We start from the raw sequence: 23,848 nt of genomic DNA, 5'->3' as shown, positions 1-23,848 counted from the left end.
TTAAAAGCTGGATCATAGATTTTTCGCCCTTGTTTCATACGTTAAAATTAAGGTTTTATGCTTAACTCTAACTGGAAGCTAAATTAGTATATCCAATTGTTTAGGTAAAATTGAGTTTCAAAGCCTTTATGAGTATGTAAACAATTTTTATTACGGCGAGTTTGGAAGTGATGAAGATTTTGTACAATGGCTTTATGAAGATGATACGTTTAATATTCCTAATTGGGTTGTGATTGATTGGGAAGCAACCGCACGGAGCATAATGTATGATTATTTTGAATCGAACGGACATTATTTCCGTAGCTAAAATACAATCAGATTCAAATAGATTCAATCAGGTTCACTTCAAACATTTTTTAGAAAAACAGTGACCAAAATCGTGACCAAGTGACTAAAAGTGACCAAAAACAAAATGCAACTTGCTGTAATTTAGCGAGTTGCATTTTTTAGGTAGTAGACCCACAGGGCGTATAACCTGTTAATTTTATGAACCTTGTATTTATTGTATTTTATTAAATATCAAGTTTATAGATTGTAAAAAATAAAATACAATTAAATATAATAACAAATAATTAAAGTATTGTGGGGAAAATATGGGGAAAATTATTATCTTTATTTTGTATTTAATTAGAATCCATTGGCAACAATTCGTTACATCCTTAAAAGCACAAAAAATCCATCCAGTCTTTACATAAGGTTTCGGGAAGGAAGAAAAATAGATTTAGTTACAGCTACAGGCTTTCAGATTGACCCAAAGCATTGGAGTCATGCCAGAGAGTCAATGAAAAATATTGTTGATCAGAATCCTATTTTAAATAGCTTTGATCCTGAGAATAAACCCCGATATGATAAGTTGAATAAAAATCTGGTTAAACTAAAAGCTTTTGTGATTGAGAGCTATAATAATGCTCAGATAGATGGAGAACTTATCGACAAGAAGTGGCTGGAAGAAATTATCATTAAATGCTTTAATCGACCAGTCAATGCAGGAGAAGATTATAAGGTGTTTTTTGTCCCATATATAAAAAAGGTTATAGAGGAAGCTCCGACAAGAATTAGAAAGAAAACTAATAAGCCAGTATCGATAGAGACCATTAAGGCATATAAGGCAACTCTGACAAAAATTTTGGATTTTGAAAAGCATGTAGGCAGAAAATTAAAGTATAAGGACCTCAACCTAATTTTTCACAGAGATTTTATGAATTTCCTTAACGTGGAGCAGGCTCTTGATTTAAAGACGGTAGGGAATTATATTAAAAATGTGAAAGCTATGGCACGTCAGGCACTTTTAGAGGGGCTTCCGGTGCATAAAGAAATTAATCATCCAGAATTTTTCAGAACTAGCAGTAAAACGAAAGCAATTTATCTTAATGAAGAAGAGATCGAGAAGATTTTCAGGCATGATTTTTCATTCAATGAAAGGTTAAACCGTGTAAGAGATTTATTAATAGTAGGTTTATGGACAGGACAAAGGATAAAGGATTTTAAGAATATCAAAGCTAAAAATGTAAAAGACGGATTTATAGAAATCACTACCAGTAAGACAGGCTCAGAAGTTGTAATTCCGATTCATCCACATATTGTAGAAGTAATGAAGAGATGGGGAGGCGATTTTCCGCCAGCATTGTCAGATCAAAAATTTAATGAGTATGTCAAGGAGGTTGGAAATCAGGTTGGATTAACCTACTTAGTACAGGGCTCAAAGATAAATTCAGAAACAAAAAGAAAAGAAGAAGGAGAGTTTCCAAAATATGAGCTTATCAGTTCACATATATGTAGGAGGAGTTTTGCAACAAATCACTATGGAAAGTTGGCAACACAAACTATCATGGCAATAACAGGACATCAGACAGAGAAAGAATTTATGGGCTATATCCAGACTACACCTAAAGAGCATGCCGAAAAGATGAGGGATTTATGGTTAAGACAAGCAGAGCAAAACGGTTATGAAGAAGTAAAATTAAAAATTGTTCCATGAAAATAGAATATTCGTCAATAACCGATTTGTTCCAACGTACAGATAGCGGTGAGATCAACCTTGTCTTAAAGAATGATTTTCAAAACAAAATTTTTGAAGAATACCTTAAGCAGATTAATTTCTATGTAGCACTGGAAATATCTAATTTAGAAAGTGAAATAAAAATTTACTCCCAAAAAGTGACAGACAATACAAATCTATTGCAGTACCTAAATGATGAATACAACAATACAATAAAAGAATATGTAAATTCAGGCAGTATAATTCCAGTAGAATTTCATAATGATTATAAAACAAGTAATAATGCACTTTTCCGAGACTTCTTACTATCAGAAATCATCTTTAGTATTGTAGAGAGCAACACCATTCCGGAGATTGAAGAAGAACTCATACTTCTGGAATGGCAACACATGGATTTGCTGTTCGCAAAAGAGTTGTTTTTAAAAGAAAAGCTTCAATACTATACGAATAGTCCTCTAAATAATGAGTTAATTGATAATCCTTATCCCAATGTTTTTCTGAAAGCAGAGAACCGACTTAAATTTAAAGAAATTTTGGAGCATCTTAATGCTTTTGATGAAGATGGTAAACATAAGAGAGGTTTTATAGCGAAAGCAAATGCTATTTTTAGGTATGAAAAATTATTGGAGACTAAATTTTTCGATAAAAAGATATTTGCTTTGAATTGTTCTGTAAAGGAGTTCGTTGAGTTCTTAAACAAAGAATATCATGTTGAAATTGAATACACATCAAAATTCAAGCTTTCTGATGGGGAGAGGTATTCAAAAGATGTAAAATACTATTATACAAATTTCCTTTAATTTCTATTATTTTACTTAGCCGTATAAAATAGAATTTTCTCCGTATAAACCATTGCCAAAATTTGCATCAATAAATGATTAATGCAATGGCAAATAATATTACACAGGTTCACAATACAACTCCGGAGGATTTTAAAAATGAAATTCTCAATGGGATTCAAAATTTATTATCAGAATTTAAGAAAGACTTTGGTGTCTATGACCAGAACACCTATCTGACCCGTAATGAGCTTGCAAAGATGCTTAAAATTTCTTTGCCAACACTCAGAAAAAATGTAGAAAGAGGACTCATTCCTGAGACTCCAGTTGCAGGAAGAGTTTTGTACAATCTTGCAGAGGTAAAAGAAGCCTTAAAAAATCCTAATTGGGAAAATTAACCTTTGAAGCATGCTAAGTGATGAGTGAAGATGCTTTGGAAGGATGTTCTCTTTATAACAAGGTGAAAACATTGCCAAAAACTGGCAACATTGTAGGAATGGATAAGTTAAGTTTTAGCTTCCCAGAAGATCAAATTCCAGATTTGCAATTGGAAGATGAGGAATCAAGGCTAAGAGATGGAAAAATAGAATTTATTAGAGGAAGAAAGGGAAAGATACAGGTGAGCAGAAAGAATGGCTATATACAATTTACTGTTAACCCTGCGGTGTATCTTTATGAAAATAATTTCTATACAGTGGGTTATGAAGATTTTCTTAGAATGATAAATGAAATAGAGAAAGAGATAGGATTCAGTATCAAACATGGTATTGTACGGATATTACACCCACAAGCTACCATAGAAGTTAATCAGAAACCTCAATATTATTTCAATACATTAAGTAATAGCCCGAGGCTTCATCGAAGTGAGGAAAAAACAACACTTTATTATAAAACGCTGGGGAAAGGGAAATATAAAATCTTATTATTTTATGATAAAAAGAAACAGGCAGGGAAGAATATTCCAGAAGACTTTAAAGATGGAGAATATTTGAGATTTGAAAATCAGTACAATAGTGCCTTTATAAAGAACATTGCTAAGAAAATTGGCAAATCTCAAATATTAATACAAGATTTAATACAACCAGATGTGTACAAACTCTTCATTAATCAGTGGTATAAAGAGCATGATAACATTTGTAAAGAAAATCAATTTATTTTCAATCCTAAGAACATCCAGTCACCAAGCGACTTTGATGCCCCTCTCATCTGTATGTGTATAGAAAGTTTAGGAGGGATAAAAGAATTTGAAAAAATGTTAGAGGCTACCAAGCCCTACATCAATCGTCCAAGTGACTTTTTTAGCAAAGTAAGGAGCCGCTACAGGGACATTTGTGCGAATGCAAAAACAACACAAGAAAGCCCTCTACTCTCAGAATTAAACTCAAAAATCGACTTCGCTTACCAGAATACTTTGGCAGAAATTGAGAATTATGCAAAAAATATCAATTAAATCTGAGTATTTTTCTCTCCCATTCCAAAAATACTATTTAAAGTAAGTAGAAAAAATCTCATCCAAAATCTCCTCAAACACTTTCCCACAGTCTCTTTGAACCTACATTTCAATAGTTTTATTGCCGAAATAACCGACCTTTACGCGCGCGCGAAGGGAATGGTCAAAGGGGCTACATGAGGAAGGGAAACAAAGAGATTTTGAGGTGGTCAGTTTGAACAGGAATATGTAAGTTGACAGAGATGGCAGAGCTTTACGTGCGTGCGAGAAATTTTTCTTAAAGATAGTGCATGCGAAAGAAATTGAACAGCAAATAAAGTAGCTTTATTTTCAGTAATTTTTTAATCAAAAAATTTGTATAAAAACAAAAATAAAAGTTTAAATATTTGAATATCAGTTAGTTAATCATTATCTTTATACAGGTAATTAAATAACAAACAATCAGATATGCAGACTCAAATTTTCAGCATAGGCTACGGAAACCGCCAGATGAGAGAGTTCATTGAACTATTACAGTATAATGAAATACAGGTAGTAGTAGATGTCCGTACAAATCCTTACTCCAGATGGAAGCCGGAATTTAACACAAAAGCATTCCAGATCACTTTAGCAGAATTTGGCTTACAATACATTCACAAACCGAAACTTGGAGGAAAACCAAAAGATGAAGAATTTTACACCAATGGAAATTTGGATCATGACAAACTTCGCAAGTCGGTGTCCTACCAGCAAGGTTTGGAATATCTGGAGAGAGGCTTGGAGTTTGATTATAAAATTGTAATCATGTGCAGTGAGCAGAATCCTTTGGAATGTCACCGTTACAATCTGATCGGAGAAGACTTACACCGCAGAGGCTGGGAAGTCATTCACATTGGTAAACAGGGGGAACTTTTACCTCATAATACAGGGCTTTTCTAAGTCCTTTTTTATTTATTCAAAATGTATCATTTATTCAACCAACATTTAACAAAAGTTACGAATGAAGTATATCAGTTATCTTAGAGTTTCGACCAAAAGACAAGGTGAAAGCGGACTCGGAATAGATGCCCAAAAATCTGCAGTAACCAAATTTCTTAAACATGATGATGAATTAGTAGCTGAATACAGGGAAACAGAATCAGGAAAGAAAAATGATCGCCCTATGCTAATGAAAGCCATTGAGGAGTGCAGGAAACAGGGAGCAACCTTACTCATCGCCAAACTTGACCGTCTTTCCCGAAATGCCTCCTTCATTTTTACCCTTCGTGATGCTAAAGTTGACTTTGTTTGTTGTGATATGGCAAATGCCAATCCGGTAACCGTTGGAATCATGGCAGTTTTAAGCCAAGACGAGAGGGAACGTATTTCCCAGAGAACCCGAAGTGCATTGGCAGAACTGAAAGCAAAGGGAATTGAATTAGGCAAACCAGAAAACTTAACAGACTATTCCAGACAAAGAAGTATAGAAATCCGTCAGAGAGATGCGAGGGAAAATGAAAACAACCGCAGGGCAACAGCACTCATTACCTCTATGCGCTCCGAGAACATCAGCTATCATAAAATCGCAGAGAGGCTTAACGATTATGGCTTTAAGACCAGACAAAGTAAATTATTTACTGCAATGGCAGTTAAGAGATTATTTGACAGACATCAGGAGAGCTTTAAAGTTCAAGGATAGCTCAAATTTAAGAATTAAGACCGTTTTTCTTGCAAAAATGACAAAGTAAGTAACAAAAATAAAAACAATGGAAATTTGAGGCTTAGAATGAGTCGTTTCTGATTTTTAGATTTGAACATCTCATAGAAAATCCTTAAGTTTACAGGCAAATTTTTAAAGAATCAAAATATAAGATTAAAACAAAGGTTGTAAATAACATATAGATATTGCGTTAGCAATTCATTTTTTCAACTCAAAATACTGGTAATATTTTTAACTAAAGAAAAATGAAATGCAGAAGACGCCCCAGATCGGGGTGTGTTTGCTTCATTTCTTTAGTGGGTTATACCAGTAGCCTGAGTTGAGAGTGATGTCATTCACACCCTTTCTCATTTCAAATAACCAAAATATTATCTATATGGCACAAGTGAATAGCACACAACCAAGCACTCAAAGAATTTTACTTAACATCTTCAAATGGATTATCGGAATGTGGATGATCTTCTCAGGAATCGGAGTGATTTTCACAAAAACCTTTTTCGGAGGCTTATTATTACTCACTGGAGGAATACTCCTGATCCCTCCCATTTCTAAATTCCTGATGCAAAAACTACCTTTCTGGCGTGAACGAATCATTAGAGTTGTTATAACTCTCGGAATTTTATTTCTTGGATTAATAATACTCGGAATGAATGTTTCTCCCAGTTTTTCGGATCTTAAAACTACTCAGCCAGAAGAAAGTACCGGAAGTAAAGAAAAATTACCCTACCAAGATTATCTCGATCAGACGGAAGAATCCGTGAAATCCCTACCTAAAAATAAGCTGGAGGACCGGAACCATGCACTAGGAGGGCTTCAAAAAAATACCACTTATCAAAAGCTGGTCGTAAACAAGGAAGTTTCCCCTGAATATTTGATTGTATTAAATGCTGTTTCAAAAGGAATCACTCATAGTAAAGATGATGAATTTGCTGTAGATGAATCTCTTTACTTCAAAATTCAGAAGTCTGAGAATGGAGAGGATAAAATTACATTTATTACAAGAGTGATTGGTTTGTCTTTACCTGTGAATGGAGGGCTTACCAAAGAATTGATTGAGGTATTTGAACGGTATAAAAAGAGATTCAGATGGTATGGAAGCAAAGGAGATACTTTCATAGATGGCAATGGTAAGGAAACAAAGATTCCGGAAAATTATGACCTGACTCCTTTTTTTGCCCTGATCCAACCCAAAGACAAAGAAGTATTAAACAAACTCTATGAAGCACGCCAGAAAGGAATAGCCAGTTGGAATCCTAAAGGAAACTACCTGCACCCTTATCTCTCAACTAAAGAAGGCTATGTAGACTATATCAAACAGGTCGATCCTGAAAGTCCACACATCCCTAAGGTTGATATCGATATAACAGCGCCAGAACTTTACAGAGCGTATGAGGCTAATGAAGTGTTCGCAGATGAAGAGTATAAAGGTAAAAAGATGGCGGTTACAGGTGTTGTTGGCAACATCGGGAAAGATATCTTGGATAATCCCTACATCTCTTTGAGAGTAGATTATTTCCAATCCGTTAATTGCTATTTCTCAGATAAGAACAATAAAATCATTTCCCAGATCAGTAAAGGTCAGAAAGTTACCATTATTGGGGAATGTGCAGGACTTACATTAACTGATGTGGTTGTTCAGGATTGTGAATTGTGGGAATGATAAATCATTAATCAAAATGAAACAACTATGGAAAAAATATCTAAAATCACACTGACAGCGAATAATGGAGTTTTTAAAGGTCTAATTCACGAGATTGCACATGTCGTAGTATATAAGAAGGAACTGGAGAAATTTAAATTTATTTTTTCAGCAAATATTTTAGAAACGAGCATTATTATTACCGAAAAAAAACATTTCAAAGTCATTCCTGAGGACTGGATAGAATTACAACAATTTTTAGAAAATAAAACAGAAAATCTCACTTTTACTCAGACTATAGATTAACTATATTAAAAAAAAAACAGAAAATCCATATTGCATATGTAATATGGATTTTTTTATTGTGTTATTTGATTGGAAAATTTCTTTTTCCAGACATTCAATATGTTACAAAATTTCTTTAAAAATCCCTGAAAATTAATTTAATACGTCAAGTTCTGTCGCTTCCTCGATGGATATTTGCATTATAGAAATAACACAGAAATGAAAAGAGACTTTAAAACTCATGGTGGACATAATTAGCCTGAAGACCACCTAAAAAAATAAGGCTAAAACCTGAAGTCACTCTACTAAAAAGAGCCTTCAAATCTTAACCTTTTATAAAATCAAAACAAATTTACACAAATGTCTACAAACAACAATGCGTCTCAGACGCTTTTCAGATTTGTGAGTTTAAGAAATCCACAACTTACAGAAACCAAAGAAAGAAACTTAGGATTTATTCACCGACCGAAAGGAGCAAAAGGAGTTTTTGACACAGCTGTTACAGGAATGTCTTCCAGATCTTCAAAATTGGGAGAAATGGTAAAAGCTGCCAGAACATTCAGCAATGCAGGATTCGAAACTGAAAAGAAAATTGAAGAGGGAGTTTTCGGGGAACTTCTTAACATCGGAAGAAAGCTTTCTAAAAAAGAAGTCCTTGATAATGGTGAATTGATTTTTGTTAAAGATTATTATAGTCATCTTATTGATACTAATAAAGAACTTACTACCGAAGGCCTTAAAATCTTCGTACAACTTTGGGACAATTACATTTATCAGATCGTAACTCAAGGAGACTTCTACGTTAAAGAAGCGATCAGTCATGTTTTGATGGCAATTCATGTTGGCTTTGCCCAAAGTTTGGATTTATCTGATCAGGAAATTGTAAAGGTAAACGGAGAAAAACCGTTAGAAAAAGCATTCGATGGGAAAATCGTATTACCAAAATATTTATTTTCTGAAGACTCAGGAACAACAGGTTCAGTTTCTTCCAAAATGTCCGTAGAAGTTACAGAACCTATTTTGACAGCAAAGACAACGCAAAGACTAGAATCTGAAGTACAGGCAGCATTAACAGCAAACAAAGCTCTCCATAAAAAAGAAGCTTTGGAAAAACTGAATACAGAACTTGAAAAACTTCAGAGAAAATATTATAAATCCCGTGAACAGGCTTATCAGGAATCGTATGCAAGATATCTGGACGAAAACAGGGAGGCTTTAGAACTGTATGAAAAAAAATTAGCTGAAGTCGACAGCAAAATTACAGAAGAAACTCCAGAAGAAGAAAAAATTCGTCTTTACGAAGAATTAAGACAATATGAAGTGAAACCTTTTGAATTTTCATATCAAAATGAAATTAATGTAGGAGAATTAATGGAAAATCTTTCTCCGGAATCTTTTGCACTTTTTGTATCACTTTTTGCAGAATTTGACGAAGCAAGAGCTTTTGAAGATGTAAATAAGGAAGGAATTAGGATTCTTTCTGATAACACATTAAGAGTAGGCTCTCAAACTATCGTTCTTGATGACGAAATTCAAACCTATTCAGACGCTTTAAATATTGTTGGAGATAGTATTTCAACATCTATGGAAACTGCTTTGGAAAACTCTCCACTTACACAGCAGCAGTATGTGAATCTCGGTGGTGCATCCGTTCCGGTTGTTAATACTACGGCAAGAACTCCAATGGCATACAGCTTTTTTGCACACAGTGTTTTAGGACTTTCGGGATCTGGTGGTTTTGTTAATTTCTCATTTGAAGTTGAAGATGTTTCATGGAGCGTTGCTAATGCAAGAATTACTGCCACTACAGATACTGCAGGAAGTTTTGAAGAAAATTACAGCAATATTCCGATGATAGATAATAAAATTACTCTTCCTGTAAACTTAATTAATAAATTCAGAGCAAGTGTAGCTTTTAAGATAGAAATTATCTTCGATAACGGAAGTGTAGCATATGCAGATCTTGGTCAGCAATATATTAAACAAGATATAAGCCTTACCGGAATGCTTACATTGAAGAGAGCTGTCATTGAAAATCCTCAGGAACCTGAAACGGTGATTATTCAGAAACGTAAAAATTTCGGGATTAAAAGATTGGGTGTCGCAGATTATCTGAAAGTGGTACAAAGTGTTCATGCATATGTTCCGGGAGAAGTTTCCAATATTGAGAACGTTATGGCGAGTGAATTGAGACACAAATCTTCCGTAGCGAGGGATTATTCCGAAATTACAGATACAACTTCCAAATCTCAGGAAACCGAAAAAATTTCCGATACTACCAAAACCTCCAGAACAGATATGCAGACGGAGGTCGCCAAAGAACTGGATAAACAACAAGGTATTACGGCATATACAAGATATAGCTACGGAACAGATGCCATGAAATTTGAAATCGGAGCTGACTATGCTAACAATACTGCACAGCACGACAGTACAAGACAGGCAATGATGAAATCTCAGGAAATTACGGAAAGAGCTATGGAAAGGGTTCTTACTAAAATTTCCGAAGAAAGGGTGCAGAAAATTATCAAGGAATATACTGAAACCAACGTACACGAATATGATAACCGTGGAAAAGTGATTAATACGGATAATCCTGATGCCGCACAACCAAAGCATATCACAGGTGTTTACAGATGGATCGATATGAAGTATAAGAACCAGATTTATAACTACGGCAAACGTACGATGTTCGAATTTATGGTTCCGGAACCTTCAAGATTACACCGCTTGGCTCTTACTGTAGCTAAAGCTCAGGTACTTACTGCTCCTGTAGATCCAAGAACTGCTCCGGAAAGAGCATGGACAATGCCGAATCCAAAATCTGCTACAGTAGAACAAATCCAGCATTGGGCACAAATCTATGGAGTATCATTAGATGCTTTCCCTGCCGCGACTAAACAGGTAATACACAATGCTGCAAGTGTACCACAAACCAATGATGATTTTGGGGTAGATTATTCTCAGATTACAATTCCGGACAACTATGCTGCAAAAAATGCAAGTTTTAGCTGTAGATCATCCAGAAACCGAGGTGGAGGATGGCAAGGGTCACGTTATTCTGAAATTGTTTGCTCTAATTTAAAAGGGGATATGAATGGTCTCTCTACTCGTGGAGATGTTAATTTTGATTATGGAGTATCCGGTCTTAATCTAACGGGAAATATCTCTTTCCAGATAAAAGGACATAATGTTAGAAATTATAACATTAAAGTAACAGTAAACTGTGAACTTAGTGATGAATTCATCAATAAATGGAAAACAGAAAGCTTCAATGCAATTATTAAGGCTTATGAAGAAGCTTATCAAAAATTCTTAGAAGAACAGGCAAGATTGGATGCTGAACAAAAGGAAAAAGAAGAGGCAGCTAAAGAAAGACAAGGGAATTACTACCGTTACATGGAGCATGATACCTTGAAACATAACTGTATTGCTTACTTATTACAGGATTATATTACTACGCTTGGACAGGTAATGACAAATGGAGCTGAGGATACTACCAGAATGGATAATTTCCAAGTGTATCTTAATGACAATCTGGATCAGTATGCAGCTTTGGCTAAGTTTATGGAACAGGCTTTTGAATGGGAAATTATGGATTATACATTCTATCCGTATTACTGGGCAAACCGTAAAAGCTGGCAGGAATTTTATCTTACTGAAAGTGTAGATCCTTTGTTCAGAAGTTTCCTTCAAGCAGGTATGGCGAGAATTATTGTTACCGTAAAACCTGGATTTGAAGCAGCGGTACAGTTCTTCCTTGAAACAGGATTGATCTGGAATGGAGGCGCGGTTCCTGTCATTGGAGATCCGATGTATATGTCTATTGTAGATGAAATGAGACAGCCAACCGGAGAACCTCAAGGGAAATACTGGATCACAAGAGTTCCTACGACACTTACTATTTTACAGGATAAATCTACCGGATTGCCTGTTGATAAGCCACTTCCGATCTTCCCTGAAGATGACCCTAAGAATTGTGAAAATCCTAAGGAACTGGAGTTTGAAACGAGTTTTGAGCAGAGAGATATTCAGTTAACTCATGGAGATAAGGAAACAAGTACTTTGGATTAAACATAACGAAATGGTGGTGTAGCTGCCACCATTTCTATTTTTTTAACGATTAAAATCTAAAAATAATGAAACAAATAAAAGCATTGGGATTACCCAATAAAATAAAACCGTTGGGATTGGGACATGCTGAAATAAAAAATAGAACAGAGTCTGAAGCCGGCGATAAATATGATTTTCTACCCGTTGTAAAAATAAATGGAAATGAAAGTCCAAAGAATGCTGTAATTTCATTAAATGATTGTACCGAAAATAAATTAGAGTACTTAAATCTAGGGAATGACTATGATAATGAATGGAGGAAATATCCCGTGGCAAATATCGTAATTGCAAAAAATTCTGTGGCAAGAATTCCATTACTTATAAAAATGGGTTATGATCCTATTGGATGGCAGGATGGAGATGGAATATTGGAATTTAAAAGCTCTAATGCATCTGCAAAATTGAAATTCATTGACAATGATGATACGGATTATGAAAGTGATGAAGATGCTTACGACTTAAAGGATGCAGAATATGGTGATGAATTAGTACTAGAAATTGATGCAAAAGCACTAGCTAGAGGTACAAAGTTTAGTGTTTCTGTGTTCGCATCAGATGATGGTGATGGCTTAGGAAAAACTTCTAAAAGAAATGCAATTTGCGGAAAGTTTAATGTTAAGATTATTGAAAATGATGTGTTTTTAAGTGAAGAATTAAAAAAGGGATTTGATGTATTATCAATTATTTCTCAGGAATATCGCAATAAACATACTGAAGGAGAATATTCTGTCAATTACTGTATACAGGCCGCAGATAGGTTTTTGGGTGCTGTTGTTGACAATAAAAAAAATTTTTATGCCTATGATGATAAAAAGAAAATCCGCTTAAATGTTCCAGATTTAAATAATGCTGTAGCTCGAGCAAAAAAATTAAAAAGTTTGGGGTATGGATATGACTACAAAGACTTCGAAGGCAGCATTTTTGGTTATCGAGAGGTTAATCAAAAAGATGAGTATGGAAACAATCCATCAAGAACTCTCTTTTCGAAAAATGACAAAGTAATAGTTGATTATTTTAAGGCAATCATTAAAAATAAGATTGGTTTTCATATTTTTTATCTATCAATTGTTGATTCATTGCATACTTTATTTATTGTAGTTGACAATACTAAACCATGTAAACCCACATATAAAATATATGATGAAGCTGGCGAATCAAGTAGTAAGGGTTCATTAAAGGATATAAATCAAGGAATATTAAGCCAGTCACAATGGGTGTATTTATGGACAAAAAAACATGTTGGATATTGGGCTAAATTAAATGTATCTTTGCTAAAATTTCAAAGAAAATGAAAATAATTATTGGATTATTCACCGTTTTTATGGTTTGTTCATGTAGCCAACAGAAAAAAATGAAAGATATTAAAGATAATATACTATATGAAGACCAACAAGGTAATATTTATTTAAAGAGAGAAATTGATATTATGAACGAGAAAAATTCACAAAATAATCAATCTCGATTTTTTGATTTGGTTTTTTATAAGGATAGTACTTATCAATTAAAGAATATTGTTGATATTAAAACTTTCCATTTTGTTAAATCTGTTACAGATACAGTTCCATTGAGTAAATTTGATGTCTTTGAGGATAAGATGCATACTTATAAATTTCAACATTTACCGCCAACTTCACCAGAAATTAAAGCGATGGATAAATAATAGTAAGTCGCCACATTTTAATATGAGGCGACTCTTTATCATTATTTTGGGGGAAATTATTTAATTAGTTGTTCAGTCCATTCGAATCTCATTTTTTTTCTTTATCAATATCATTTCATAAAGAGCAAAATTAACCAATACAATTAATTTAAAATCGTATAAGAATGTTGAGGTAGTAAAGATCCTGTAACAGCTACTTTTAAATGAGTTAACATTGCATTGCTTGACAAAAAAATTATGATTTTGCTCAATATAAAAACCATTAAAACGCTATTATTCAGTGTTTTAATGGTTTTTTAAGTTTTACTAAGACTATTTTTGTAAATTTGAAAACTTAAAAAAAACTAATATTTGTCCTATTCAGAACACGATACCAGAGCTAAATTTATAGACCCACAGTTACGATTATCTGAATGGGACGAGGCTTACATTATCCGTGAGCATTATTTTACTGACGGAAGAAAATTATCCGGGAATAAAAGAGGAGAACGATTATATGTAGATTATTTGCTTAAATATAAAAATGTTCCTCTTGCAATTATTGAGGCAAAGCGCTATGATAAAAAACCAACTGAAGGTTTACAACAGGCTATTGATTATGCTCAAAAGCTAAGAATTGATTTTGTTTATTCCAGTAACGGAAAGAAGATTTATGAGTTTTGCATTTCAGAAGGAAAGGGAGATTTCATTAAAAACTATCCGACTCCGGAAGAAATGTACAATAGAATCTTTGCTCAGGAGAATAGTATAAAAGAAAAGCTCTTAAGCATACCTTTTTATTTAACAGGAGACTTTAAACCTAGATATTATCAAGAGATTGCAGTAAACAAGGTAATTGAAGCCATAGCTGAAGATAAAAAACGTATTCTTCTTACTTTAGCAACAGGAACAGGAAAAACATTTGTTGCTTTTCAAATTGCTTACAAACTTTTCACAGCTCGTTGGAATGTAGATAAGATAGAACGAAGACCAAAAATTTTATTCTTAGCTGATCGAAATATTTTGGCTGACCAAGCCATTAATACATTTAATCCGTTGGAAAGAGATCTAGTTAAAATCAACGGTGATGAAATCCGGATCAGGAATGGTCAAGTTCCAACGAATGCAAATGTTTTTTTTGCAATTTATCAGGCAATTGCTGAAAAAGAAAATATTGGAGGTTATTACAAGCAGTATCCTTCTGATTTTTTTGATATAGTTATTATTGATGAGTGTCATCGAGGTTCAGCCAATGAAAATGGTTCTTGGAGAGATATTTTAGATTATTTTACTACGGCAGTTCACTTAGGACTTACTGCAACTCCAAAGCGTAATGACAACGTAAATACCTATAATTACTTCGGAAAACCTGTTTATGAATATTCTCTTAAGGATGGAATTAATGACGGGTTTTTGACACCTTACAAGGTTAAAAGAATCAGAACCAATATTGATGAGTATATTCCAACAAAGGATGACATTGTAGTAAGTGGAGAGCTTGAGGACAGGATTTATGGTCTTTCTGATTTTGAAAGTAAAATTATTGTTGAAGATAGAACGGATTTAATTGCCCGAGCAATTTTGGCAAATATCCGAGAAATGGATAAAACAATTATTTTCTGTGTCAATCAAGAACATGCATTAATGATGCGTGATGCGATCAATAAGCATAAATCCGTGAAAGATGCTCATTATTGTGTAAGAGTTACAAGTGATGAAGGAGAAATTGGAAAACAACTTTTAGAACGGTTTCAGGACAATGATAAAGACATCCCTGTGATTCTTACTTCATCACAGATGCTCACAACAGGCGTAGATGCTCGAAATGTTAGAAATGTAGTATTAGTTCGTGTCATCAATTCTATGGTGGAATTTAAGCAGATTGTTGGTAGAGGCACTCGTATTTTTGAGAACAAAGATTTTTTTACAATTATAGATTTTACAGGAGCTACGAATAATTTCTATGATAAAGATTGGGACGATTCTGCAGAAGAAGAGGATGAAATTATAATTGATGGCGAAGAAGATCTAAACCCAATAACAAAGCCGAAACAAAAACCGAAACCTAATTCACCAGATGGTAATGATGAAGGAATCTATACAGCACCTGAACCCCCAAAAGAAAAAATTATAGTCAAATTAAATGGAAGGAACATTAAGGTGATAGATGTGGAAATTCGTTATGTTGGTGATAACGGAAGACCACTTACGGTTTCAGAATTTTTGGAAAAATTGATCGAATTTTTACCGAATTTATTTAGTAGTGAAGAGCAACTTCGTGAATTATGGAGTAAACCTGAAACAAGAGAAGAGCTTCTTATAAAGTTAGGGCAAACTGGATTTGATGATGAACAAATAGAAACGCTCCAAAAAATGTTTGAAGCCGAAGAGAGTGATGTGTTTGATTTACTTGCCTATATAAGTTACAGCAAAGAGCTTGTTACTCGAAATCACAGAGCTGAAACGACAAAACAAAAATCTGATTTTTTTAAAAACTATGAAAATGAAAAAGCTCAACAATTCCTGTATTTTGTATTAGATAGATACAAGAAAGATGGAATTGAAGAGTTGAAAAGAGATAAACTTTCCGAACTTATTCAGTTGAATGGTTTAGGAACGACACAGGAAGCCGCCAAAGCATTTGGCAATGCGAATAATTTAATTAATGCTTTTTACAGATTACAACAAGTAATGTATCAGGCAGTGTAAGGATATGACGATAGCGAATTTACAATCAAGAATAGACAGAATTACAGATATTCTCCGCAGAGACGATGGAATTAGCGGAGCAATGCACTATACCGAACAAATCAGTTGGATTTTATTTTTAAAATATTTACATGATTATGAAGAAAACAAAGCATCTGATGCTTTAATTGATGGTAAACAATACGAATATATAATTGATCCCAAATATCGTTGGGATAAATGGGCTTATCCACTTAAAGAAGATGGAAAGTATGATTTAAAAGGTGCAATGGGAGGAGATGATCTTATTGATTTTGTTAATGATGATCTTTTCCCTTATTTGGAAAACTTTAAATCCAATCAACAGGAAGTAAAAAGTGTAAAATATAAAATTGGTGCTGTTTTCGAGTTCATCACCAATCGAATTGCGAGCGGACATACACTAAGGGAAGTTATAGAAAATATTGCAGACCTTAATTTCCAGAGCCAAGAAGATTTATTTGAGTTAAGTATTATTTATGAAAACTTGCTTAAAGGTATGGGAAGCGACGGTGGAAATTCAGGAGAATTTTACACACCTCGTCCTGTCATAAAAGCAATGGTCGAAGTCCTTGAGCCTAATGTAAACGATACTATTTATGATGGAGCAGTCGGAAGTGCTGGATTTTTAATTCAGGCGTTTGATTATGTAATGCAAAAGAAAAATGAATACAGCACCACGCAGCTAAAACACATCAAAGAAGGAATGTTTTTTGGGAACGAAAAAACACCTTTGGCGTATGTAATGGGTGTGATGAATATGATTTTGCACGGTATCGAAAGTCCTAACATCTACAAGCAAAATACACTTACCCAAAACATCCGAGATTTTCAGGAGAAAGACCGCTATTCCATTATCCTCGCCAATCCACCTTTTGGTGGTAAGGAAAAGAAGGAAGTCCAAAACAATTTTCCTGTGGAAAGTACTGCTACCGAGCTATTATTCTTGCAACATTTTATGAAAAAATTAGCTTTGAATGGAAAAGCAAGTATTGTAATTCCCGAAGGTGTTTTATTTCAAACCAATAATGCATTTACTGCTGTAAAGAAGGACTTGTTAGACAGCTTCAATTTGCACACGATACTAAGTTTGCCTGCTGGTGTTTTCTTGCCTTATAGTGGAGTAAAAACCAATGTAATCTTTTTTGAACGTAAAGGCGGAACGCATGATGTTTGGTATTACGAAATTAATTTGGAGAAGAAACTCACTAAAAATAAGCCCATTCAATACGAGCATATTGCTGAATTTGTAGAATTGTACAACAAGCGTAGTACTACTGAAAATTCTTGGCTCGTTACAGCCGATGAAATCAGAGAATGCAACTACGATTTAAGTGCTAAAAATCCAGCAAAACAAAAAGAATTAATACACCAATCTCCAAACGAAATTTTAGCAGAAATCCAAAATAATGATAAAAATATCAATTTGCTTTTGACTGAAATTGACAACTTAATTCTAAAAGGTTATGAAGGATAAGTTGCCAAAAGGCTGGAAAGAAACTACATTAAATGACGTTTGTGATACTATTACAGACGGTACACATCATACACCAAAATATGAAGATGAAGGCGTTATTTTTTTATCATCTAAAAATGTAACAAAAGGACAAATTGATTGGAGTGATGTAAAATATGTTTCTAATGATTTACATAAACAACTGCAAAAAAGAGTTTCTCCAAAAATCAACGATATACTTTTAGCCAAAAATGGTACTACTGGAGTTGCTGCAATTGTAGATAAAGACTTAATATTTGATATTTATGTAAGTTTGGCTTTACTACGTCCCAAAAACGAAATATTACCAAAATACTTGCTTAACTTCATAAATTCGCCCAATGCTAAAGAGCAATTTAATTCAAGACTAAAAGGGGTTGGAGTTCCCAATCTTCATTTAAGAGAAATCAGAGAAGTTAGTTTAAACTTACCTTCTCTCGATGAGCAAAAACAAATTGTTTCGGTATTAGATAAAATTTTTGAAAAGCTAGACCAAGCCATTGCTTTGTTAGAAGAAAATATCCAAAAGCTAAAACAACTCAATGAAAGTGTTCTAGACAATATTTATGGAAGTCTAGAGAGTGAGAAAGTAAAACTTGTAAGCATATCAGAGTTTGAGCCTAAAAAGGCTGAAGTTAAAAACCTATCTGAAATGGATTGCTCTTTTGTTCCAATGGCTGTATTAAATGAAAGAAAAATTAACTTCTATCCACAGGAAGTTAGAAAGATTTCAGAAGTATATAAAGGTTACACTTATTTTAAAGACAATGATGTTTTATTAGCCAAAGTTACTCCTTGTTTTGAAAATGGAAAATCAGGAGTTGCAGAAAACCTAGTAAATGGTATTGGCTTTGGTTCAAGTGAATATTATGTTTTTAGACCTTCTGAAAAAGTTCTTTCGAAGTTCATTTACTATTTCATTTCGAGACAGAGTTTTTTAATAGAAGGTGCTAAAAATATGAGTGGGGCTGTTGGTTTAAAAAGAGTAACAAAAGTATTTATTGAAAATACCCATATTCCATTACCTTCAATCTCTGAACAGCAATTTATAGTTGCATATTTAGACCAAACTACTGAGAAAAGCCAAAAACTAACCCAATACTACCAAAATAAATTAGAGGCTTTAAAAAGGCTTAAAAACAGCGTGTTGGATAGTGCGTTCAAAGGTGAATTGAGGAGAGCTAAAGTTATTCCTATCACTCAACCTGTAATTGACCCATATTTTGCAAGAACTAAGAGTTTCAATGCAAAGAAAAAAGCAGACAAACAGGCAATGGTTATTGCTCTTGCAATAGAAGCTCACGAAAAAGTCGGAAAATCTTTATACCGAACCAAAGGAGAAAAAACGGTTGAGGTTATTGAAAAGCATATTGACTTAGATTTCGGACGGGAAGCAAAAAAAATGGCTGCTGGTCCGGCTGCTTTTGAACATTTGGTAAAAATTGTAGAACCTTTAGCAAAAGAAAAGAGATGGTTTTCGGTTCAGGAAGTAAAAGGAGAGAATTATGATAGTCATAAATATATTAAAGCAGAGAATTTTAATGCGTTTATGATGAGGTGTGTTCTGGATCTAAAACCTTATTTACAAGAGATTAGAAGAGTAATCGACTTATTTGCTAATATGAAGACTACTCATGAAGCTGAAGTCGTGGCTACTACATATTCAGGATGGAATAATCTCATTATTCGGAAAATTCAAATTAATGATGAAGCAATTGTAACTGAGGCCAGAGAAAATTGGCATGATTCAAAATTAAAAATTGAGCGTCAGGAATTTTTTAATGCAATTGAATGGTTAAAAAAAAATAACCTTGTTCCGAAAGGGAATGGTAAAGAAGTAAATTAAGTTTGATAATTCAAGCCATTGAATAATTAAGAAAAAACTAACTAAATAACAATAAAAACATCAATTAGTGGAACAAGATTTTAAAATATGGATGGTTCGTGCTGGTAGCGGAGGGTATTTAATAGATGAGTTTTTATCAGCAGGTATTGCTGCTATAGGATGGAATGATCTTGGAGAGATTCCGACAGATATATCTTATGATTCTCTAAAGCAACTTTACGAAAGGACATATCCAGAAGATAGCACCGGAAGAATTAATCAGAATACTTCTCAGGTTTGGAGGTTTGCAAAAGATATAAATATTGGTGATAAAGTTGTCACATACGATTCGACCAGTCGAAATTATTATTTAGGTGAAATTACTTCTGATTATGATTTTGATACAACCTTAACTTTCCATCATATCCGTAGAGTAGAATGGATGCCTGAACCTACTGGTAGAGATGTTCTTTCAACGGCGAGTAAGAATACACTCGGTTCAGTCCTTACTACTTTTGAAATAGTGTCAGACGTTTGGGAAGATTTACTGGAATCAAATCCTGAAAATGCTACTGATGAAGAGATTGTGTTAGAAGAAAAACAAAACATTGAAGAAGAACCTGAAAAATTAGTGGAACTTAAAGAAGATGTACAGTACAAATCTCAGGAATTTATCAAAGACATAATTGCGAATTTGAGTTGGCAGGACACTGAAAGACTCGTGGCAGGTATTTTCAGGGGAATTGGATATAAGACACGTATGACGCCTTCAAGTTCTGATTTAGGAAGTGATATTATTGTTTCACCCGATGAATTAGGAATGGAAGAACCTCGTATTAAGGTTGAAGTTAAGAAGAGAACTCGTGAGAAAATTGGAACACCTGATATCAGAAGTTTTATTGGAGGAATGAGAGATTACAATAAAGGAATTTTTGTAAGTACGTCAGGTTTCAGCAAAGATGCCCGACATGAAGCTGAAAGAGCTAACATTGCAATTACATTGGTTGATTTAGATTGGTTGGTGGAGCTGCTGTTAAACAACTATGAGAATTTAGATGTAGAAACAAAAGCGTTAGTTCCTCTTAAGCGAATATACTGGCCTGTTTAAAAGTATTTTTAATTATAATAAATTTATAATTCTGTCTCAGTTTCAACTGAGACTTTTTATATTAATATTTTTAAAGATGTTGTGGGGAATTTGTGGGGAAAATACAAATAAAACAATAGCTAATTATTTATAAATCAAATAATTAGCTATTGTTGTTGGTAGACCCACAGGGATTCGAACCCCAGATGACTGAACCAAAATCAGTAGTGTTACCGCTACACCATGGGTCTCTGTTTCTATGTCGCGAAATTATAGAATTTATTTTAAATATAAAAGTCAAAATTAAAAATTGATAGCATAAAAATGTAGGTATAAAGTTTTATTACTGATATACAAAGTTTTGAATAGAAGCAAAATTTGTTGCTTAAAGAAAAGAGTATAAGTCATCAGCTTTTTGCTATTTGGCTTATTTGTTTTCCTGACTTTCACTGCTTTAAATAAAAACCTTATCTTTGCAAAAAAAATTGGGCTCCAAAAGTTGGAGAAACCCATTAATAACTTATCCTGAGTTTAGTCGAAGGATTATTAAACATTTTTTTTATGTCAAATATTGTCGCAATCGTTGGACGCCCCAACGTTGGAAAATCCACACTATTTAATCGTTTGCTGGAAAGAAGAGAGGCTATTGTAGACTCTACTGCTGGCGTTACCAGAGACCGTCACTACGGAAAGTCTGACTGGAATGGGGTAGATTTCACTGTAATCGATACCGGAGGTTATGATGTAGGAACAGATGATATATTTGAAGAAGAGATCCGTAAGCAGGTGCAATTGGCTGTGGATGAAGCTACTTCAATTATTTTCATGATGAATGTGGAAGAAGGGCTTACAGATACGGATTACGAAATTTATCGTCTTTTAAGAAGATCAAACAAACCTATTTATATTGTTATCAATAAAGTAGATTCTGCAAAAGAAGAACTTCCCGCAACGGAATTTTATCAGCTGGGAATCGATAAATATTATACCTTATCTTCTGCCACGGGCTCAGGAACAGGTGATCTGCTGGATGATATTGTTAGAGATTTCCCGACCACGGAATACAAAGATCCATTTGAAGGCTTACCCAAAATCACCATTGCGGGCCGTCCCAATGTAGGAAAATCTACATTGACAAACGCTTTACTTGATGTTGAAAGAAATATAGTGACAGATATTGCAGGAACTACAAGAGACAGTATCCAAACCCTTTACAATAAATTTGGGCACGAGTTTGTACTGGTGGACACTGCGGGGATGCGTAAAAAATCTAAGGTAAATGAAGATCTGGAATTTTATTCCGTGATGCGTTCCATCCGTTCCATTGAGTTTTCTGATGTGGTTATCATCATGGTAGATGCTACTCAGGGGTGGGAATCTCAGGATATGAATATCTTTGGATTGGCTCAGAAAAACAGGAAAGGAATCGTTATTTTGGTAAACAAATGGGATTTGATCGAGGATAAGCAGACCAATACGATACGTGACTTTGAGAAGCAGATCAAAGACAAAATAGGGCAGTTTCAGGATATTCCGATCTTATTTGTTTCAGCTTTGACAAAGCAACGAATTTTAAAAGCTGTAGAAGTAGCCATGCAGGTTTATGAAGATCGTAAGAAGAAAATCAAAACTTCAAAATTAAATGAAGTAATGCTTCCGATTTTTGAAGGAACACCACCTCCTGCGAACAAAGGGAAGTATATTAAAATTAAATATTGCGTACAGCTTCCGACACCTTCACCTCAGTTTGTATTCTTCTGCAACTTGCCGCAATATGTAAAAGAGCCATATAAAAGATTTACTGAAAACCAATTGAGGAAAGAATTCGGGTTTACCGGAGTTCCGATTGAGGTGTATTTCAGGCAAAAATAAAATTGTCAGTGGAGGTCTGGGTAATATATAGTTTCCTATGTAAAAATAATTCCGAAAGAATAGAAGAATTATTTTCGAAGCTTCCGGAAAATCTTGTAAAGTCTATCAATCAGTATAAATATGAGGAAGACAGAAAATCAAGAATAATTTCAAAATTATTATTAGAAATTCTGGTGAGGAAAATAGCTCCTGATCAGAATTTTTTTTGGAATCTGTATCAAAAAGATTCTTTTTCCAAACCATATTTTAAAGGACTGGAAATTAATTTCAGTACTTCGCATCATGAAAATTTTTCTGTTGTTTGTGCTACAGGAAAAAATCAATGTGGAATCGATTCTGAATTAATAAAACCTTTAGACGTCAATATTTACAAGGATTTTCTTCATCCAAACGAACAGCAATTTATTCATCAGCAACTCAATCCGCAAACTGCTTTTTATGAAATCTGGACTAAAAAAGAAGCTGTTTTAAAAGCATCAGGTTTAGGGATTTCTCAGGATTTGCAATCCATTGATGCGCATGAAAATGTTGTCCAGATTAATAATGAAAAATATTTTACTAAAGAATTAAATATTTCCGAAAATTCGATCACTTATATTGCAACAGATCAGCAAAATATTCAATTAAATTTGGAAGAAGTAATCTTTTAATTATAACAAACTTTTCTTAAATAATTTTTACTCATACAAAACAAACCTTATAGGTTTTCAAAACCTATAAGGTTTCGATATATAAATCATTTTAAATCAAAAAATCACAACCACTTTTCATAAACAATCCTTACGGGGCGATATCCTTGTCTATCCAGCCATCTCTGCATTGTGTGATTATTGCATAAAGTATAACGGTAAATTTTTCTAATATTATAGTCTTTGTAAGTCTCTTCAAAAGCTTTATTAAGAGCAGAATAAATTCCATGTTTTCTGAATTCTTTCTTCACATAGCCTTCGGAAACATATAGGTCATCATCTTCTCCAGTCTCAAAATTACTGTCATCTTTTTCATCAATATACCCAAAAATAAAACCAATCGGTTTTCCGCCTGTTTCAGCAATAAGGAAAGTGCCATCACTTTCTTCTTCACAATCTTTCATAAAACTCAGGTAACTGTCACGAATTAAACTCCATTCGGCAGTCTTATCATTCATTTTCTTTTCTGAAACATGAAGTTCTCCTACTAGTTCATTTACGATATCAATATTTTCTGATATTTTTATTTTCCGGATATTATAGTTCATAAGTATATTGTTTTTTATTTGGA

General features: G+C 33.8%; 18 protein-coding genes and 1 tRNA gene. 17 read left to right on the top strand and 2 right to left on the bottom strand.

Translation table 11 applies throughout. The annotated features are described in order from the left end of the window. The first annotated feature begins 637 nt into the window (after positions 1 to 637). The 15 genes from BW926_RS10330 (at position 638) to BW926_RS10260 (ending at position 20,737) form a co-directional block, all read left to right on the top strand. Positions 638 to 1,978, top strand: coding sequence for a tyrosine-type recombinase/integrase (locus tag BW926_RS10330; protein WP_076446837.1), 1,341 nt, complete (start codon positions 638 to 640; stop codon positions 1,976 to 1,978). Continuing rightward, positions 1,975 to 2,799: a hypothetical protein gene (locus BW926_RS10325; RefSeq protein ID WP_076446835.1), complete on the top strand. Its 825-nt coding sequence runs from the start codon at positions 1,975 to 1,977 to the stop codon at positions 2,797 to 2,799. Before BW926_RS10330 ends, BW926_RS10325 begins: the two co-directional genes overlap by 4 nt. Before the next feature lie 86 nt (positions 2,800 to 2,885). Continuing rightward, positions 2,886 to 3,176: a helix-turn-helix domain-containing protein gene (locus BW926_RS10320; RefSeq protein WP_143756535.1), complete on the top strand. Its 291-nt coding sequence runs from the start codon at positions 2,886 to 2,888 to the stop codon at positions 3,174 to 3,176. A gap of 20 nt (positions 3,177 to 3,196) precedes the next feature. Further along, the gene (locus BW926_RS10315) at positions 3,197 to 4,228 is read left to right on the top strand and encodes a hypothetical protein (RefSeq protein ID WP_076446831.1); all 1,032 of its coding nucleotides are present in this window, start codon (positions 3,197 to 3,199) and stop codon (positions 4,226 to 4,228) included. Between the two features lie 447 nt (positions 4,229 to 4,675). Next, positions 4,676 to 5,146 (top strand): DUF488 domain-containing protein, encoded by a 471-nt coding sequence (locus BW926_RS10310; RefSeq protein WP_076446829.1) that lies wholly within the window; start codon positions 4,676 to 4,678, stop codon positions 5,144 to 5,146. A gap of 61 nt (positions 5,147 to 5,207) precedes the next feature. Continuing rightward, positions 5,208 to 5,885 (top strand): recombinase family protein, encoded by a 678-nt coding sequence (locus tag BW926_RS10305; protein WP_076446827.1) that lies wholly within the window; start codon positions 5,208 to 5,210, stop codon positions 5,883 to 5,885. A 397-nt stretch (positions 5,886 to 6,282) separates the two neighbouring features. Continuing rightward, entirely contained in the window at positions 6,283 to 7,566 is a 1,284-nt protein-coding gene (locus BW926_RS10300) for an OB-fold protein (RefSeq protein WP_179078006.1), read from the top strand. 27 nt (positions 7,567 to 7,593) lie between these two features. Next, positions 7,594 to 7,851, top strand: a complete 258-nt coding sequence (locus BW926_RS10295) for a hypothetical protein (RefSeq protein WP_076446823.1) — start codon at positions 7,594 to 7,596, stop codon at positions 7,849 to 7,851. A gap of 339 nt (positions 7,852 to 8,190) precedes the next feature. After that, the gene (locus tag BW926_RS10290; protein ID WP_076446821.1) at positions 8,191 to 11,904 is read left to right on the top strand and encodes a BAR domain-containing protein; all 3,714 of its coding nucleotides are present in this window, start codon (positions 8,191 to 8,193) and stop codon (positions 11,902 to 11,904) included. Positions 11,905 to 11,969: 65 nt separating this feature from the next. Continuing rightward, positions 11,970 to 13,235 carry a hypothetical protein gene (locus tag BW926_RS10285; RefSeq protein WP_076446819.1) on the top strand — a complete coding sequence of 422 codons (1,266 nt, stop codon included), beginning with the start codon at positions 11,970 to 11,972 and terminating at the stop codon, positions 13,233 to 13,235. Beyond that, positions 13,232 to 13,603, top strand: coding sequence for a hypothetical protein (locus BW926_RS10280; protein WP_076446817.1), 372 nt, complete (start codon positions 13,232 to 13,234; stop codon positions 13,601 to 13,603). Before BW926_RS10285 ends, BW926_RS10280 begins: the two co-directional genes overlap by 4 nt. A gap of 351 nt (positions 13,604 to 13,954) precedes the next feature. Next, on the top strand, positions 13,955 to 16,291 hold the full coding sequence (gene hsdR / locus BW926_RS10275; RefSeq protein ID WP_076446816.1) for an EcoAI/FtnUII family type I restriction enzme subunit R: 2,337 nt from the start codon (positions 13,955 to 13,957) through the stop codon (positions 16,289 to 16,291). A gap of 4 nt (positions 16,292 to 16,295) precedes the next feature. Then, entirely contained in the window at positions 16,296 to 17,786 is a 1,491-nt protein-coding gene (locus BW926_RS10270; RefSeq protein ID WP_076446814.1) for a type I restriction-modification system subunit M, read from the top strand. After that, positions 17,776 to 19,650, top strand: a complete 1,875-nt coding sequence (locus tag BW926_RS10265) for a restriction endonuclease subunit S (RefSeq protein WP_076446808.1) — start codon at positions 17,776 to 17,778, stop codon at positions 19,648 to 19,650. Before BW926_RS10270 ends, BW926_RS10265 begins: the two co-directional genes overlap by 11 nt. Positions 19,651 to 19,717: 67 nt before the next feature. Beyond that, positions 19,718 to 20,737 (top strand): restriction endonuclease, encoded by a 1,020-nt coding sequence (locus BW926_RS10260; RefSeq protein ID WP_143756534.1) that lies wholly within the window; start codon positions 19,718 to 19,720, stop codon positions 20,735 to 20,737. A 156-nt stretch (positions 20,738 to 20,893) separates the two neighbouring features. Here the strand turns inward: BW926_RS10260 and BW926_RS10255 are convergent. Then, a tRNA-Gln gene (locus BW926_RS10255) sits at positions 20,894 to 20,967 on the bottom strand. Positions 20,968 to 21,277: 310 nt separating this feature from the next. On the opposite strand from BW926_RS10255, the gene der reads away from it, so the two are divergent. Then, entirely contained in the window at positions 21,278 to 22,588 is a 1,311-nt protein-coding gene (der, locus tag BW926_RS10250; RefSeq protein WP_076446806.1) for a ribosome biogenesis GTPase Der, read from the top strand. A gap of 8 nt (positions 22,589 to 22,596) precedes the next feature. After that, the gene (locus BW926_RS10245) at positions 22,597 to 23,238 is read left to right on the top strand and encodes a 4'-phosphopantetheinyl transferase family protein (RefSeq protein WP_179078005.1); all 642 of its coding nucleotides are present in this window, start codon (positions 22,597 to 22,599) and stop codon (positions 23,236 to 23,238) included. A 104-nt stretch (positions 23,239 to 23,342) separates the two neighbouring features. Here BW926_RS10245 and BW926_RS10240 read toward each other — a convergent pair whose 3' ends face one another. Continuing rightward, on the bottom strand, positions 23,343 to 23,825 hold the full coding sequence (locus tag BW926_RS10240) for a GNAT family N-acetyltransferase (protein WP_076446803.1): 483 nt from the start codon (positions 23,823 to 23,825) through the stop codon (positions 23,343 to 23,345). Positions 23,826 to 23,848 lie beyond the last annotated feature (23 nt).

The sequence above is a fragment of the Chryseobacterium sp. RU37D genome, assembly GCF_900156075.1.
Lineage (GTDB): Bacteria > Bacteroidota > Bacteroidia > Flavobacteriales > Weeksellaceae > Chryseobacterium.
Note: the sequence above shows the minus strand (reverse complement) of the source record. Positions and strands in the feature narration are given on the sequence as shown.